At 67.1% G+C, this 13839-nt stretch carries 23 protein-coding genes, 1 tRNA gene and 1 CRISPR repeat array (1 of these 25 only partly in view); of the genes, 23 read left to right on the plus strand and 1 reads right to left on the minus strand.

Annotation, left to right across the window (positions count from 1 at the left end):
• Positions 1 to 210: 210 nt before the first annotated feature.
• From ACFHWE_RS19725 to ACFHWE_RS19820, 20 genes are all read left to right on the plus strand, one after another.
• On the plus strand, positions 211 to 585 hold the full coding sequence (locus ACFHWE_RS19725; protein WP_416603163.1) for a hypothetical protein: 375 nt from the start codon (positions 211 to 213) through the stop codon (positions 583 to 585).
• Positions 586 to 1010: 425 nt separating this feature from the next.
• Positions 1011 to 1355: an endonuclease domain-containing protein gene (locus tag ACFHWE_RS19730; RefSeq protein WP_416603164.1), complete on the plus strand. Its 345-nt coding sequence runs from the start codon at positions 1011 to 1013 to the stop codon at positions 1353 to 1355.
• A gap of 41 nt (positions 1356 to 1396) precedes the next feature.
• Positions 1397 to 1621 (plus strand): hypothetical protein, encoded by a 225-nt coding sequence (locus tag ACFHWE_RS19735; protein WP_416603166.1) that lies wholly within the window; start codon positions 1397 to 1399, stop codon positions 1619 to 1621.
• 83 nt (positions 1622 to 1704) lie between these two features.
• Entirely contained in the window at positions 1705 to 1953 is a 249-nt protein-coding gene (locus tag ACFHWE_RS19740) for a hypothetical protein (protein ID WP_416603167.1), read from the plus strand.
• 230 nt (positions 1954 to 2183) lie between these two features.
• Positions 2184 to 2588, plus strand: a complete 405-nt coding sequence (locus tag ACFHWE_RS19745; RefSeq protein WP_416603168.1) for a hypothetical protein — start codon at positions 2184 to 2186, stop codon at positions 2586 to 2588.
• A 187-nt stretch (positions 2589 to 2775) separates the two neighbouring features.
• On the plus strand, positions 2776 to 3555 hold the full coding sequence (locus ACFHWE_RS19750; RefSeq protein ID WP_416603170.1) for a hypothetical protein: 780 nt from the start codon (positions 2776 to 2778) through the stop codon (positions 3553 to 3555).
• A 131-nt stretch (positions 3556 to 3686) separates the two neighbouring features.
• Positions 3687 to 4058 (plus strand): hypothetical protein, encoded by a 372-nt coding sequence (locus tag ACFHWE_RS19755; RefSeq protein ID WP_416603171.1) that lies wholly within the window; start codon positions 3687 to 3689, stop codon positions 4056 to 4058.
• A 107-nt stretch (positions 4059 to 4165) separates the two neighbouring features.
• Positions 4166 to 4345, plus strand: coding sequence for a hypothetical protein (locus ACFHWE_RS19760; RefSeq protein ID WP_416603172.1), 180 nt, complete (start codon positions 4166 to 4168; stop codon positions 4343 to 4345).
• A gap of 62 nt (positions 4346 to 4407) precedes the next feature.
• Positions 4408 to 4776, plus strand: coding sequence for a hypothetical protein (locus tag ACFHWE_RS19765; protein WP_416603173.1), 369 nt, complete (start codon positions 4408 to 4410; stop codon positions 4774 to 4776).
• Between the two features lie 136 nt (positions 4777 to 4912).
• Positions 4913 to 5146: a hypothetical protein gene (locus tag ACFHWE_RS19770; protein WP_416603174.1), complete on the plus strand. Its 234-nt coding sequence runs from the start codon at positions 4913 to 4915 to the stop codon at positions 5144 to 5146.
• 122 nt (positions 5147 to 5268) lie between these two features.
• Entirely contained in the window at positions 5269 to 5754 is a 486-nt protein-coding gene (locus ACFHWE_RS19775) for a hypothetical protein (protein WP_416603175.1), read from the plus strand.
• A gap of 62 nt (positions 5755 to 5816) precedes the next feature.
• Positions 5817 to 6536 (plus strand): hypothetical protein, encoded by a 720-nt coding sequence (locus ACFHWE_RS19780; RefSeq protein WP_416603177.1) that lies wholly within the window; start codon positions 5817 to 5819, stop codon positions 6534 to 6536.
• Positions 6537 to 6848: 312 nt separating this feature from the next.
• Positions 6849 to 7157 carry a hypothetical protein gene (locus tag ACFHWE_RS19785; RefSeq protein ID WP_416603178.1) on the plus strand — a complete coding sequence of 103 codons (309 nt, stop codon included), beginning with the start codon at positions 6849 to 6851 and terminating at the stop codon, positions 7155 to 7157.
• Positions 7158 to 7223: 66 nt separating this feature from the next.
• On the plus strand, positions 7224 to 7442 hold the full coding sequence (locus ACFHWE_RS19790) for a hypothetical protein (RefSeq protein ID WP_416603179.1): 219 nt from the start codon (positions 7224 to 7226) through the stop codon (positions 7440 to 7442).
• Between the two features lie 55 nt (positions 7443 to 7497).
• Positions 7498 to 8214 (plus strand): DUF3560 domain-containing protein, encoded by a 717-nt coding sequence (locus ACFHWE_RS19795; RefSeq protein WP_416603180.1) that lies wholly within the window; start codon positions 7498 to 7500, stop codon positions 8212 to 8214.
• A 105-nt stretch (positions 8215 to 8319) separates the two neighbouring features.
• Positions 8320 to 8622 carry a hypothetical protein gene (locus tag ACFHWE_RS19800; protein WP_416603182.1) on the plus strand — a complete coding sequence of 101 codons (303 nt, stop codon included), beginning with the start codon at positions 8320 to 8322 and terminating at the stop codon, positions 8620 to 8622.
• Positions 8623 to 8744: 122 nt separating this feature from the next.
• Entirely contained in the window at positions 8745 to 8942 is a 198-nt protein-coding gene (locus ACFHWE_RS19805) for a hypothetical protein (protein ID WP_416603183.1), read from the plus strand.
• 212 nt (positions 8943 to 9154) lie between these two features.
• The gene (locus tag ACFHWE_RS19810; RefSeq protein WP_416603185.1) at positions 9155 to 10360 is read left to right on the plus strand and encodes a hypothetical protein; all 1206 of its coding nucleotides are present in this window, start codon (positions 9155 to 9157) and stop codon (positions 10358 to 10360) included.
• A 780-nt stretch (positions 10361 to 11140) separates the two neighbouring features.
• Positions 11141 to 11386 carry a hypothetical protein gene (locus ACFHWE_RS19815; protein ID WP_416603186.1) on the plus strand — a complete coding sequence of 82 codons (246 nt, stop codon included), beginning with the start codon at positions 11141 to 11143 and terminating at the stop codon, positions 11384 to 11386.
• A gap of 42 nt (positions 11387 to 11428) precedes the next feature.
• Positions 11429 to 11504, plus strand: a tRNA-Lys gene (locus ACFHWE_RS19820).
• Positions 11505 to 11597: 93 nt separating this feature from the next.
• On the opposite strand, the gene ACFHWE_RS19825 is transcribed toward ACFHWE_RS19820, so the two are convergent.
• Positions 11598 to 11780: a hypothetical protein gene (locus ACFHWE_RS19825; RefSeq protein ID WP_416603188.1), complete on the minus strand. Its 183-nt coding sequence runs from the start codon at positions 11778 to 11780 to the stop codon at positions 11598 to 11600.
• Between the two features lie 199 nt (positions 11781 to 11979).
• Here ACFHWE_RS19825 and ACFHWE_RS19830 point away from each other — a divergent pair, with 199 nt between their 5' ends.
• The 3 genes from ACFHWE_RS19830 (at position 11980) to ACFHWE_RS19840 (ending at position 13098) form a co-directional block, all read left to right on the plus strand.
• Positions 11980 to 12216 (plus strand): hypothetical protein, encoded by a 237-nt coding sequence (locus tag ACFHWE_RS19830; protein WP_416603189.1) that lies wholly within the window; start codon positions 11980 to 11982, stop codon positions 12214 to 12216.
• Positions 12217 to 12533: 317 nt separating this feature from the next.
• Positions 12534 to 12815: a hypothetical protein gene (locus ACFHWE_RS19835; RefSeq protein WP_416603190.1), complete on the plus strand. Its 282-nt coding sequence runs from the start codon at positions 12534 to 12536 to the stop codon at positions 12813 to 12815.
• Complete coding sequence (locus tag ACFHWE_RS19840) at positions 12808 to 13098, plus strand: hypothetical protein (RefSeq protein WP_416603191.1); 291 nt, start codon at positions 12808 to 12810, stop codon at positions 13096 to 13098. Before ACFHWE_RS19835 ends, ACFHWE_RS19840 begins: the two co-directional genes overlap by 8 nt.
• A 355-nt stretch (positions 13099 to 13453) precedes the next feature.
• Positions 13454 to 13839: a CRISPR direct-repeat array (repeat unit 37 nt; unit sequence GTTTCGCAGACCTATAAAGCCCGTAGGGCATGGAAAC); it runs 10 nt beyond the window's last position.

A 13839-nucleotide genomic window follows, 5' to 3' on the forward strand; every position in this document is an offset into this window, starting at 1 on the left:
GACCTGTGCGAAGCGGCCTGACGATCACTTACCCCTGTCCGATTCGACTTGACACACTCCGTTGCGGCCGAAGACCGGGTATGAGGATGACGCTGCCCGGTTGGCGTTCTTCCGCCGGCGCGGACTCCGTGAGTTGGTGGAGGGGGAGCCCAGCGAGGGCGGGTTGGCGGCTCCGCTCGTGGACATGGTGGCGGCTCTGGGAGTTGAGCGGTGAAGGTCCGTGTGGTGTTCACCGTCGACCTTCCCGACCAGGAGGAGCCAATCACCGAAGAACAGCGAACCGACATCGCCGCAGCCGTCACCGAGGCCGTGCCCGCCAAGGTTCCTGGGGCGCGTATCCGGTGGACGTCGATCGGGGGTCGGCTGCCCGAGGTTGTGCAGGCGGCTGAGGCCAACGGGTGGTCGGTGGCGGCCCAGCAGCAGTGGGACCGTGACTGGGACTGGGGGGTGACCAAGGGGGTGCGGATGGCGCAGAGGACGCGATACGCAGTCTCCCAGCGTCTGGAACTGTCACAGCCGGTCGCGACTCTGGGCGGGTGCGCTATTTCGAGATGCGGCTTCGTAAGCCCGCTGACCCGGCCCTGACCCCGCACGGGCTCGACGCTCTGTCTCCGGACCGGCAGCGAACCTTGCTGTGGCGGATCGCCCGAGACTTCACCCGCGCCCAAGCGGTCGAGCACATGCCCGAATGGACGGCCCGACCGTGCCCTGTCCCACCCTGGCAGGCGTTGAGGTACACGGCTGCGGCCCCTGGAGACGACGGCCGCCACCACCTCTGGCATCCGGACACTGGCATGGTGTGCAACGAGCACGCCGCAGCGTCCCCGTCCAGCGGCCCTTGGACGCACAAACAGACGTGCACGTGGAGGAGCGGCGGGCGACCGAGACAGCGCACCATCAGGTGGGCGATCCGCCAGGTCGGAGAACCGGGACACCCCGTCCTTGTGCCGCCAGAAGAACGTTGCCGGGTCTTGGACGGGTATCTCGTGTGGCCGGAGTGGGTGGACCTGATGAGCCCGAAGACACGCCAGCGGTGGAAGGTCGCAGAGCAGGCCGGGTTCGGGTGCGCGGTGTGTGGAGGGGCGGGGTTGGGGGTGATGGACCACGACCCGTTCACTGGACTGATCCGGGGGATGCTGTGCACCCACTGCAACAACAACGTCGACCTGTGCCCGCACGCTGTGGGGTGCCGGTGGGGTGAGTACCTGGACGACCCGCCTGCGGCGCATCTGGGGCTGGTGTATCCGCGCCTGTCAGCCACGGTACAGCGGACGTTGGAGCGGACGCAGGAACGGTGCTGGGACCCGATGCTGTTCGCGGATGTGCAGGCTTACCGGGCGCGGCGCGGCCTGTAGCGGCAGCGGTGACGCGTCGGGCAGCTTCTACGATGGGCTTCATGGGTATCGACGTGTTCCGGGTGTCCCGGGTGGTAGGCCCCGAGGGGGCTGCGGTCGCGAAGCTGTACGGCGCGGTGGAGGGGGTGGAGTACACCCAGGAGACGCCGTTGGAGGTGCCGGCGGAGTGGTTGTGTCGTTCGGGTGTGCCGTTGGATGGGGTGGTTGATGTGGGGTGGGCGTTGTCGGGGGAGGGGTGGGTGCCGGTGGAGTTGTCGACCACTTGAGTTGTTTTCTGGGTAGTGTTTGTGTTTTAATTCCGGGGTGTTGGGGGAAGCCCAACGCCACCCGCCGGAAGGGAGCACCCCCTATGGGCGAAACCACCCGCTGCCAGGTGCATGAACGGTTCACCGCCACCCTCGCCCTGATCGTCGCCGGACTTACCCGTGCGGGCATCCGCGTCAGCGACCCCCGCGCAGCCGACCCGGACGCGGGCCTGCACCACTGGCAGGGGTGCGTGTGGAACTGCGCCCACGACCTCGCCGGGCTGGAATCTGGGGAGGTTTGGGCGTCCACGGATCGGGTTGGAGGACGCCCGCCGGCGGGTGTACGCGGCTGACGCCTACACGGTTTACCGGCAGATGGCCGCCGGGTGGCGTGAGGATGCGTTCGGTCAGCATATGGGGGCGTGTGAGTCGGCGTTGCGGCTGCTGTGGGAGGGGTGGTGCTGGACGGCGCGAATGTGAGGAGTGAGGGGGCCACCCCAGATTCTTTTCTGGATAGAGTTCGTGATATTATTTGTGGTGTTGGGAGGGAAGCCCAACACCCCGCACGAACAGGAGCACCACCATGCACCCCAACCCCTGGACCGCCAGCGACCGCCACACCGACACCGAGACCGACCGCCTCGACTGGCTGTGGACCGTCCTCTACGACACCATCCGGGACATGCTGGTGTGCCTGCCCACCCCCGTGCGCATCCCCCACCTCACCACCGCCACCAAACACACCGCCGCCGACACGCTCCGCGCCGTGTGCGACGACGACTTGTGGAACCAGAACATCCCCAACGACATCCGCGCACTCGCGGACTGCGCCCTCACCGGAGCGGTCCTCGCGCTCAACGCCACCAGCACCGAGCGCCGCCACCTCACCGAGGAAGCCCAAGCCCGAACCCGCGCCGTCGTCGCCTACATCGGAGTCGGCCCCGAAGAGGCCGGAGCCGCCGACACCTGGGAGGAAATCACCGTCTGACCAGCACCAACAGCCAAAAACGCCCGCCCCGGGAACCCCGGAGGCGGGCGTTGAAGTAGAACAGGGGCGGCCTCGAAGGCGCGAACGCCTACGACCAGCCCGCGGGCCGGAAGTGGGAAGCTCGGCCGCCCCACCCACCAGAAGACACCGGCCGAAAACGACACGATGGAAATCTGAGGCAGCAGCCATGGTACAGAACGGCGTCACCCTCATCGACTACGCCCGCACACGCGGGCTCGACCCCGGCGACATACTCGACCACTTCACCAGCCACCCCGACACCCTGCCCGAACCTGTCGGAACCCAAGCCGGTCAGCCCACCTACGATCCCGACGCCTTGGATTACACGCGCGGTGTCACCACCCTCGCCGCGTTCGCGGAACGGCGGGGCCTGGACGTGGCCGAGGTGCGGCGGTGGGATCAGCGGCAGCCCAGCCTGTGGCCGGAACCGGTGGGTCAGGTGCACACCGGGAAGGCCGGGAACCCGCCCCGCCTGTACCTGCTCGGTTCTCTGGATGTGGTGGCCGCAGCCGAAGCGGTACGGACCGGCGCGGTGGAGGTGCCGCCCGATCAGGTGACGATGGACGAGTATGCCGAGCGTGCTGGTGTTGGTGCGGCCACGGTGAAGAACCGGTGGCGGGTGAAGTTCAAGGAGCAGTGGCCTGAGCCTGCGGGCAAGCGGGGGCGTGCGCACTTGTACAGGTTTGAGGATTTGGAGCGGATGCGTCGTTTGGCTCAGGGGTTGCCGGAGCCTGTGGGGTCTTCGGAGGATCTGTTGACGCGCGGCCAGGTGCTCGCCTATCTGGGGTTGTCGGAGGATCAGTTGTGGTGGCGGGAGTATCGGGGGAATTGGCCTGCGGGGCGGATGGTGGAGCGTGAGGGTGTGCAGGTGCAGGTGTGGTCGCGGGGGGAGGTGGAGGAGGTGCACGCGCGGTTGTCGTCGCGTAAGGGTTCTCAGGGGGAGTGAGGTGAGGGGGCCGGCTGTTGGGTTGGCCCTTCCCCATCCGACTTGCACAAAAGATAGAGTTAGTGAAATAATAATTCATGTCAGGGCGGGAAGGGAAGCCCCGCAGACACCACCGTCGAAAGGACGCCGCTGTGAACGAACTGGGCACCACCATCACCCCGGACATGCCGACCGCCACCCTGGTCATGGCCGCCCGAGCCATGTCCGAACTGGCTGTCGAAGTCATCCTCGACAAGGTCGGCACTCCCCACCGGTTCCCCGGCGTGGACGAGGTGTCCTACGGCCAGCGCCGGTTCATCATGGAGGACACCGAACGCTACCTGCGCCGTCGTGGTGCGAGGCGCTCCGAGGTGGACAACTTCGTGTGGAATGCGATGCAGGCGGCGAAGGTGGCGCGCGACTACGGGGTGCGGTCGAAGGCGTCGGGTGCTGCTGTGGATCGTGCGCGGGTGTGGCGGGCCTATGTGGATGCGGCGCGGTGGTCGCGTTTGGTGCGGCTGTGACGGGGTGGTGTCTCCCCCACCCGCTTGCATAATGGTTATGTTTTGTGTAAAAATAGAGGTGTTGCAAGGGGGAGGGAAGCCCTCAGCCGAACCACCAGGAGAGCACCATGACCGGCATCGAGCCCCGCATCGCGAAGACCGCCGACGAGAAGGACTACTTCTCCACGATCTCCCGCCGCCTCATCGGAGGCCGCGCCCGCCCGGTCAAGACCTCCGCCAACCGCCGCGAGCGCCGTGAACGCCGTGCTGCCGCCCGCGCCGCGCTCGCCGAGTACTACGCGGCCTGACCAGCTCCAGCCGCCCCGCCCCCCGGGGCGGCCCCGCAGACCACAACGCTGAAAGGCCCACCATGACCGCCACCCGCCACACCCCCAGCGTCGACAGCATCCTCAACTCCACCCTGTGGCGCTATCGCGAAGGCGCCCGCCACGCCCACCTCAACGCCCACACCACCTTCCTGTGGCACCGCGCCATCTGGCGACGCAACCCCACCCCCCGCAACCACGCCCGCTACCAGAAGGCCGAGGCCGCGGAGCTGGCCGCACTGCGCAAGCACAACCAGGTGGACGGCGCCGTGTTCTCCCACCTGGCCGAGGTCGGCGTCGACCTGGGTGCCCTGCCTGCCGACTGCGACGACTGCCTTCGCTGTCGGAGTGAGGTGGTTGAGGGGTTCGGGTGTGACTGCACCAACGTGCTGCTCGCCCTCGAACTCGGCTGACCTACCTACGGTGTCTCCGGCTTTTCGGGGGATGGCCGAACCCACTCTTTGATTTCTGGTTAGTTTTCGTGTATTATTTGAGGTGTTGGAAGGGAAGTCAGCCAACACCCCGCAACCCCCGCAGGAAAGGCTCACCATGACCGTCGCCCCCGCCGAACTCACCGTCGCCGACATCCTCGCCTTCGCCTTCGCGCCCCTGGATGCCGCGCGGGCCGAGGCGGAGGGCATGCCCCTGTGTGGGGAATGCTGCGAAAACCCGGTGCTGGTGGACGACCTGTGGGGAGAGCTGGAGGTGTGCGAGGAATGCAACGACGGCACCCCCGACGACCCGGCCGACGTCACCACCCCGGGGGAAGTGTGGGAGGTGTAACCCCCTCTCGCCGGGGTGGGTCCTGTGCCCACCCCCGCATTGAAAATAGGTTAGCTTTCATCTAAAAATATGGGTGTTGGTGGAAGGGAAGCCACCAACACCCCCACCACAGGAGACACCCCGTGCACACCCCACACATCGAATGGCCCCGCCCCGAATACACAGGCCGAGACACCGAACTCATCCACCTCGCCGAAGCCGCCCGCATCGCCGGAGTCACCCGCGCCGCCATCTCCAACTGGGCCACCCGACACCCCACCTTCCCCGCCGTCGCCAAGGTCATCACCGGCCCCGGCACCCCCCGCAAATTCATCCCCCGAACCGAGTTCACCGCGTTCCTCGAAGAACACGCCGACAGAACCCGCACCCCCGGGCCGAAGGAAGGCAGCAGCAAAGCCCCGCACCGGCCCGCCGCAACCATCGCCGCCGACAGGGTCGACCACTACACGCGCCGCATCACCGCACTGCAAGCCCGCGAACAGGAACAGGCCGAACGGCTAGCCAAGACGCGGGCCGCCCTCGAACTCGCCAAGGGCCGCGCCCGGCAAGCGCAGGAGAAGCTACAAGCCGAGCTGGACGCCGCTGACCAGGCGCGCGCCACCAGATAACCCCCCGGGGGGGCGGGAGGGAAGCCCGCCCCCGCCCACACCAGAAAGGACACCCCATCCCCGTGCACGCCGAGAACACCACCATCACCCGCGACAACACCGTCGCCGCCTACCGCGAACTCGACTACACCGAGACCGCCCTCGACGTCTCCACCGAAACCCTGGCCTCCCCGAACCCTTTCCAGGACAGCAACCGCCCCGCCGACATCCGCGCCTGGTTCGCCGACCGCGACGCCCACCGCAACGCCGTCGTTGAAGCCGCCAGACAGACGGGCCTGTTCGCGCAGGAGTGCGCGGACGCCGGGCTCGACCTGGCCGAGGAGGTCGCGCGGTTCACTGACCGGGAGCCGGTCGTCTGCGCCCCGGCCCGGAGAGTCGTCCCCGAGTTCTGGCCGCCCCGGGAGGGGGACGTGTGGGCGACCCGCCAAGGGTGGACGTGGACGCTCCAGGCGGGGGAGATGGCCGCCGAGAGTCCAGACGGGCCACTGGTGAGGGTGTCGGTGGAGTGGCTGCGCGGTGAGGAGCCGGTGTTGGTGTCGCGGGCCGGCTCGGTGTTCGTGTGGCTGCCGGTGTTGCGGCGGCGGTTTCCGGTGGGTGCGCGGGTGGTGCATGTGTCGGGCCGTGAGGTGGTTGTGGGTGAGGCTCCGGTGGGGGAGAGGTGTTCTGGTGTGGTGGGGGCGTGGTGGCTGTCTGCGGGGGTGTGGGAGATGTGTGGGGTGTGGGTGGTGCCGGTTGGTGGGGGTTCGTTGGGGGTGTGGGTGCCGGTGGGGCATGTGCTGTAGCCAACGCTTGCATTTTGGTTAGTATTTGTGTGATGGGGAGGGTGAAGCCCTTCAGTGTTCTCCCGGTCGTTGTCTGCGCCGTCCGGTTCCCCGTGGCCTGCCGGGTTGGGTGCGGCTTCTTCTGTTTCTCTCGTGAAGGCTCCATTTTCTGGGGTTTAAGTGGGTTCGGTGGTTGCCTGTCGCGGGGGTCTGGTGGGGGTGGTGTTCAGGTTGGGAGGTCTTCCGACCCGACTTGAAATATGGTTAGGTTACATGTAATAATAGATTCAACGGCGGGAGGGACGCCCGCCCCACCCACCAGGAGAAGCCCCCATGAACACCACCGCCCACCAAATCGCCACCCGCACCACCGCCGAGTTCACCGACATGGCCCACACCTGGGAGCACACCACCGACATGGACGGCGACACCCGCCGCCGCCTCACCTCCACCCTGCGCACCGGCACCGCCCGGGCAACCGGACCGCGCACCGTAACCGCCACCGTGAGTGGCCCCAACGCCCACATCTGGGGCTACACGGCCAGCGACGCCCTCGACGCCGCGAGCAGCGACTTCGACGACGTGTTCGCCACCGGCCACATCACCCAGACCGGCCCCGCCTCCTGGCAGCTCACCTGGTAGCACCCCCGCCCCCGGGGCGGCCGGAAAGCAGAACCGGCCGCCCCACCCACCAGAAAGGCCAACCCCGTGCACAACCTCAGCTACAACGAACGCCACAACATCGAAGACGCCTGGTTCGAGTACCTCAACGCCAGTGAACTCCTGGACCTCGCACAGACCGACCAGGACACCGAGGGCATCCGTACCGGCCGGTACGGGGTCGCGGACGTTTGGGAAGCCGTCGAGCTGGCGTGCGCCCGCTCCGGCGTCGACCCCCGGCAAGCCCACACCGTCAAAACGTTCTGAACCCGAGGGCCGGGAGGGAAGCCCGACCCCACCACCACACAGGAAGAGCCCCATCATGGACGACCGCACCGCCGACCGCATCGACCGATACGAGGACAACGCCCGCAAGGCCCGCGCTCGCGCCCGCGCCGCACACGGGGCCGCTGACGACTACAGCGCCCGCTTCGCCGGGGGACAGCCCATCCTGTCCGGCCACCACTCGGCGAAGGGCGCCCGCCGGGACCGCGACCGCTCCGATGCTGCGATGCGCCGCGCCCTCGACGCCGAGAAGACCGCGAAGTACTGGGAGCAGAAGGCCGCTGCCGCAGCGCGCCGGGACAAGCAGCGCCGCGACCCGGGCGTGGTCCAGCGCCGTATCGTCCGGCTGGAGGCTGAGCAGCGCGACATCAGCCGTCGCCGGGCCGACGTAGAGGAGGAGAGCGACACCCGCTACGTGGCCCAGCTCGACACCCGCGCGGCCGAGGTCGCCGAACAGCTCGCCGTCAACCGCGCGGAGCTGGCTGAGTCGGGAGTGAAGGTGTGGGGGAAGGTCGACTTCGTCAAGGGTGACTTTGCGTTGCGGGACGGTATGTGGTGGGAGATCAAGCGGGTCAACGCCAAGTCGGTGACGGTCGGGGCGGTGGTTGGGTTCACTGCTGCTCGCGCCCGGGTTGATGGGAGGCGGGTGTACCGGCTGGACGACAACCCTTACGGGTGGACGGACACGATCCCTTACACGCAGGTCACCGGCCGGATGTCGGCTGCTGAGATGGCGGAGGCTTTGGCTGTGTGACGCGGACATCCAACCAATTTGCTTAGTGGATAGTATTCGTGTAATAATAATGGTGTTGGGGCGGAGGGGAAGCTGCCCCAACACCACCAACCGAAGGGAACCACCATGTCCGTCGAGTTCAACAACGGCACCGACTTCGTCCAGTTCTCCAACGCCAACGCCGCAGCCGTCCTGCGCGCCCTCGGCCTGGACCCTGTCGACGAGTACGGGGAGATCGGCGGCGAGCTGCCCGGCGGCGAGTTCCATGATCGTGCCCTGATGGCGCTGGCCACCGACCCGATGGAGGCCACCCCGACCTTCCGGGATGGCGGGTGGATTCAGGTGGGGCGCGGCGCCGCCTACATGCAGGAGAGGCTGCCGGAGCTGGTTGATTTGGCGTGTGGGGCCGGTCGGGTGTGGTGGGGGTGAGCCCCGCGTTGGGTGGGCGTACACCCACCCGATTTGCCATCTGGTTAGCTATTGTGTAATAATAAGGGTGTTGGGGCGGAAGGGAAGCCGTCCCAACACCACCCACCAGAAAGGGCCACCCCATGGACGCCATCGCCCAGCTCGACCGCCCCGCCCTCCTCGCCATCGGCGAAGCCGTCGACCTCATCGCCGAAACCACCGAAGACCTCCGCCACGGCTACGGCGACCACACCGACCTGAACGCCTACACCAACCGGCTCCACCGCCTCTGCGCCGAACACGGCATCAACCCCGCCGACGCCATCGACACCTTCGCCTAACCCACCCCAGGGGGCCGGACACCAAACCGGCCCCCAACCGCCAGAAAGACACCCCCATGGACCACGACGACGGCGACTTCTACGGCTACGACCTCGACCACGACACCACCCCCAGCCCCGAAGAACTGATGGCCGACATCACCCCCTTCTAGACACCCCCCGGGCCAGGGAGGGAAGCCCCGGCCCCCAACCACCACCAGAAAGAACCCACCATGACCCTCACCACCATCACCCCCACCGACACCCGCCTGCTCGCCGGCCTGGAAGTCACCACCACCCGCGCCACCCTCACCTCCGCGCTCGCCACCGTCGCCGTCGCCATCCACAAGCGCCCCCCGGTACCCGTCCTCGCCGGAGTCCACCTCTCCGGAGACGACAACGGAACCCTCACCCTCACCGGCTTCGACTACACCACCGCCATCACCGTCACCCTCCCCGAAGTCGTCACCAACCCCGGCCGGTGCGTCCTCGCCCACACCGAACTGTCGAAGCTGCTCACTGCCACCGCCAAAGGCACCACCCCGAAGAACGCCGCGACCGCGCCCGTCACTCTCGCCCACAACGGCAACAACCCCACCCTCACCGTCGACGGCTACACCCTCCCCATCACCGAGATGTACCTCGACGACTACCCGACCCCCCACACCGCCCCAGCGCCCACCCTCGCCGTCGACACCGCCGTACTCGCCTCCGAGGTGGCGCGCGTAACCCCCGCCGCAGGGGCAGCCGACGACCTTCCCTTCCTGGCCAACGTGCAGATGCGAACCAACACCGACAGCACCCTGCGCATGACCGCCACCGACCGGTACCGGCTCGCCCAAGCCACCATCCCCGGCGCCCCCACACCCGAAGCCGACCTCGGCCGGGTGGCGCGCGTCGACGCCGCCCTGCTGCGCAAGCTCGTCAAGCACCTGAAGGGCGACACCACCACCGTGGGCGTGCACGACGACAAGGTGATGCTCGCCAGCGGCCCGGTCCAGGTGGTCACCCTCGCCAGCGAAGACGACTTCCCGAACGTGGAGACGGTCATCCCTGACAGCGTGCCCGTGTCGGTGACCGTTGACCGGGCGGCCGTCGCCTCCGCCATCGCCAAGGCGGCCAACATTCTGTCCGCGAAGGACGAGCGGGGCCTGTCGGTGGCCATCACCGTCTGCCCGGGGGCGGCGACGGTCGCACCCAACCTGGAAGGGGTGGTCGCCCCACAGATCGCCGCTGAGACGGAAGGCGTGGACGAAGACGGTGTGGCGGTCCACTTCAACCCGAAGTTCCTCACCGCAGCGGTGGAGGCGTTCCGCGGCGAGGACACGGTGACGCTGCACGTGGACTCTCCGACCACCCCGGTCACGCTGACGGGCGGCGGCCACCGCATCATGTCCGCGCCGTACCTGCACCTGGTACAGCCCATTCGGCTCCACTGAGTGGCCCCTCGGTGCTGGGGGAGAGTCACAAGGACTTCAGCGGCCGGGAACGTCTGGCCGTGCCCCCAGTGCCGGTCTTGCTGGTCCCCGCCAGGAGGTGGACCGCCGTTGTAGGACCCCTCGCTCAAGGCACCCGGCCATGCCAGATCCACCGCCGCGGATCAGCCGGAGCAGGGTCCGGTTCGTAGACCGCCCGCGCACCCCTGTCTGTCAGACTCAAGTGAGACAAAAGGTATGAACTAGTCTTCACTAGAACAAACAAGGCGAGACAAGGACACCCCGACCCGTGACCATGAGCCTGCCCGAGGTGGTCCACATCAACCCACCCCTGCCCGCGGCCGAGGAGGAGACCACTCCGGACCTGGGAAAACCCGCCGCATAGAACGTCTCACAGAGATTGACAGCTTCCGAGGAACCGAGGGTCTTGGGTCATACCAGGGTGTGCTTTCCAGGGAAGGAGGTGGTGGGGCAAATCTACCGGCTCATGTGGTGGTTTTTGTTGTTTCCTCTGGTCGTCAGGTTCCCCGGTGTGTAGGGATTGCTTACGGGTTGCGGACGATGCGCCTGTGGTGGCGGTGCTTGCGCGAGGTGTTATGAAGGAAGCAGAGGAGTGGGCGGAGACGTGAGGGACGCATAGCCATCGGGTAGACACTCTCACTCACAAGTGTGATCGAACGCACGTTCGATAATGGCCGGTTCACCATGTAACGTGGATGCCAGCGGAGAAACCATGCCCTCAGGCCACAGGCCGGGGGCATTCGTCGTTCCCGGGAGGTGCGCGTGCTCCTCATCCACGGCGACAAAGTCACCGCCCCCGAAGCCGCTCGGATGCTCGGCAAATCCCCTGCGACCATCCGCCAATACGGGCACCGGGGGATCAAACTCCCGGACGGGGAGCGGTTCCGCCTTCGCCCGGTCGGGTTGGATCACCAGGGTGTGAAGCTGTACGCGCTCGCTGACCTGCGCACCGTGCACACTGCGATCCGCGCCCGGGGCCGGTCCAACGCGGACAAGGTCGTCGCGTGACTCCGGGACCAGCAGAGCCCTGGCCTCTCACCCCGTATGCCGCCCTCGCTAGCTCAACCGGCAGAGCACCCGGCTTTTAACCGGGGGGTTGCAGGTTCGACCCCTGCGCGAGGGACCAGCCCGTCCTGAACCGGCCGGAAAGGCCACACGGAACCCCGCGGACGCGCCCCGTGCACGTCCACCGTCACAGAGGACGTGCACGACGCTGACCTCACTCCAGGTTCTCCAAGCGGGACGACAGCTTTTCCTTCATGCTCTCGGTTGCCTTGACCTGAGCCAACGTGGCGAACACCTGAGCCCACGCAGCGTCACTCTCGTCTTCGAGGACATCCAAAGCGATCTGGGCCAGCTTCCCCACAGACAAATCCTGATAACGGAACGGGCTTGCACCCATACACACCGCCTTCCTTCCAGCCCCTACAGGGCTCCACGAACTGCCCAACAGCACCAGGCACACCTACACCACACAGAACCGGCCTGCGCTGCCTGTTGGGCGCCACACGTGCCCCGGCCTCGAAGCTCCGCGCACCTGTCAGGGGTGGGCGCGTCCGACGCTCGGCCGGGGCACACCCCCCCCCGACAGAGGAGCCCCCGTGCCCAAACCCACCCCGCCCCGGCGGCTGCTCGGCAGCCCGCAGGCGAACGCCATGTTCGAGGTCCAGGAGAACTGGAGCCAAGTCCTCAGCACACTTGGGGGCCTGGTGGAGCAGACCCGCCGGTCCGGGTTCACCCGGTCGCAGGCCCACGCGGTCGTGGCCGCCAGCTTCGTCGCGGAAGTATCCGGTTCGGAGTTCGTGAAAGACCCAGCACCGGGAGATGCGGGCACGTGAGCACCGTGCAGGTTCTCGGCCTGGGATGGGCTGGGAGCGGGGGTCCACCCGTGGGGAGGGCCTGGGCTTGGTCGGGCACGCCGCTCCGTTGGACACCCCCCACAGCTCGGCCCTGACCTGCTGCGCGTCAAGGAGCACACGGAGCTGGAGGACAACGTCCACCGCCCGCGCCACGAACACCAAAATGTAACCGAACGTAGCCGTCTTCCCCGCCGGAACCTCCGATGCCGGGTCTAACCCCGAGAATCCTGAGACCCAACCCCACCAACACCCCGAACCTGGTTACGCACAGCAACGAAACCCCTGGAGACACCTCCATGTGCCGACCCGGCAGCGACCTCGACCACCGATACCAGCACCACCCTCCCCGCACCCCCGAAGCCATCAACGCCTACGAAACCATCCGAGGCGGAGCCCGCGCCTTCGCCCAGCTCATCACCGAACTCGTCCCGCACAACCCCGACCGCGACCGCGCCCTGGACGCAGTGGACGACGCCATGTTCCGAGCGAACGCCGCGATCGCCCGAGGAACCCGCCGCCCCGGCCCGTGCCGGTGCAACCCCCGCCTGCGCACCAAAAACCGGAACACCGATGGTTGATGACCTCTACCGGGAACGGGCACACCTGGCCGCCTACCTCGCGGCCCGCCACCCCTCCCGCACCGCCTACAACGACCCCCAGTCACCGGGCTGGCCGGTCCTGTACGTGAACACCCCTGCCGGCCAACTCACCTGGCACCTCGCCCAGGACGACTTGGATCTGTTCAGCCACGTTCCCGTCGTCGCCCCTGACGACCCGGCCGCGCAGTGGGATGGGCACACCACCGGAGAGAAGTACCGCCGTCTGGATGCTCTTACCGCTGCTCTGGCGGCCAGCCTTTGAGGGAGGTCTGTTTGCTGGTGGCGGGGTTCGGTGGGTGGGGGCTCGGGTTCACGGTTGAGGGGGTGGGAGTGGCGGAGCGCACGGGGAACGGTTCCAGGTGGGTGCGGAGGACGGGGAGACGGGGGCGGCATGGTCGTGGCACACTGAGGGCGGTCTTGGGGGTCGGTGTGAGGGCGTGTACACCGAATCTGGTTCGGGTGCGAGAACTCGGGTTTGCGTGCACGGAGTTCGTGCTGGTCACAAGCCCACGAAAGTGAAATGTGGCGTGCGTCACGTGCTGTTGGGGGGTGTGGAGGCCGGTTGCGTGCAGAAGGGGTACATCACCGCAGGTCAGACCCAGCGAGAAACGGCAAGGGTTTCGCAGACCTATAAAGCCCGTAGGGCATGGAAACTTGCCTTTTTGAGCAGTTCCGACGCTTCTTCGGTTTCGCAGACCTATAAAGCCCGTAGGGCATGGAAACCAAGCGATCAAGGGAACGACGCCGGGAAAGAAGAGATGTTTCGCAGACCTATAAAGCCCGTAGGGCATGGAAACGCTATCCAGCACGGCGAACGTCATTACTGCCTGAGGTTTCGCAGACCTATAAAGCCCGTAGGGCATGGAAACGCCACGTCAGTAGGGCGGCAACGACGCTCAGGGCCAGGTTTCGCAGACCTATAAAGCCCGTAGGGCATGGAAACCCTATGATGGCTCCGGCCAGCTTCCACTTGAAAGTTTCGCTGTCCTATAAATCCCATAGG

Source organism: Nocardiopsis sp. LOL_012 (genome assembly GCF_048060475.1).
GTDB lineage: Bacteria > Actinomycetota > Actinomycetes > Streptosporangiales > Streptosporangiaceae > Nocardiopsis.

Excerpts from the sequence above, each read along its gene's own strand:
- ACFHWE_RS19730 (WP_416603164.1), top strand. The coding sequence starts at position 1,011 with ATGAGCCCGAAGACACGCCAGCGGTGGAAGGTCGCAGAGCAGGCCGGG.
- ACFHWE_RS19735 (WP_416603166.1), top strand. The coding sequence starts at position 1,397 with ATGGGTATCGACGTGTTCCGGGTGTCCCGGGTGGTAGGCCCCGAGGGG.
- ACFHWE_RS19740 (WP_416603167.1), top strand. The coding sequence starts at position 1,705 with ATGGGCGAAACCACCCGCTGCCAGGTGCATGAACGGTTCACCGCCACC.
- ACFHWE_RS19745 (WP_416603168.1), top strand. The coding sequence starts at position 2,184 with ATGCACCCCAACCCCTGGACCGCCAGCGACCGCCACACCGACACCGAG.
- ACFHWE_RS19750 (WP_416603170.1), top strand. The coding sequence starts at position 2,776 with ATGGTACAGAACGGCGTCACCCTCATCGACTACGCCCGCACACGCGGG.
- ACFHWE_RS19760 (WP_416603172.1), top strand. The coding sequence starts at position 4,166 with ATGACCGGCATCGAGCCCCGCATCGCGAAGACCGCCGACGAGAAGGAC.
- ACFHWE_RS19765 (WP_416603173.1), top strand. The coding sequence starts at position 4,408 with ATGACCGCCACCCGCCACACCCCCAGCGTCGACAGCATCCTCAACTCC.
- ACFHWE_RS19770 (WP_416603174.1), top strand. The coding sequence starts at position 4,913 with ATGACCGTCGCCCCCGCCGAACTCACCGTCGCCGACATCCTCGCCTTC.
- ACFHWE_RS19785 (WP_416603178.1), top strand. The coding sequence starts at position 6,849 with ATGAACACCACCGCCCACCAAATCGCCACCCGCACCACCGCCGAGTTC.
- ACFHWE_RS19795 (WP_416603180.1), top strand. The coding sequence starts at position 7,498 with ATGGACGACCGCACCGCCGACCGCATCGACCGATACGAGGACAACGCC.
- ACFHWE_RS19800 (WP_416603182.1), top strand. The coding sequence starts at position 8,320 with ATGTCCGTCGAGTTCAACAACGGCACCGACTTCGTCCAGTTCTCCAAC.
- ACFHWE_RS19805 (WP_416603183.1), top strand. The coding sequence starts at position 8,745 with ATGGACGCCATCGCCCAGCTCGACCGCCCCGCCCTCCTCGCCATCGGC.
- ACFHWE_RS19810 (WP_416603185.1), top strand. The coding sequence starts at position 9,155 with ATGACCCTCACCACCATCACCCCCACCGACACCCGCCTGCTCGCCGGC.
- ACFHWE_RS19825 (WP_416603188.1), bottom strand. The coding sequence starts at position 11,780 with ATGGGTGCAAGCCCGTTCCGTTATCAGGATTTGTCTGTGGGGAAGCTG.
- ACFHWE_RS19835 (WP_416603190.1), top strand. The coding sequence starts at position 12,534 with ATGTGCCGACCCGGCAGCGACCTCGACCACCGATACCAGCACCACCCT.
- ACFHWE_RS19840 (WP_416603191.1), top strand. The coding sequence starts at position 12,808 with ATGGTTGATGACCTCTACCGGGAACGGGCACACCTGGCCGCCTACCTC.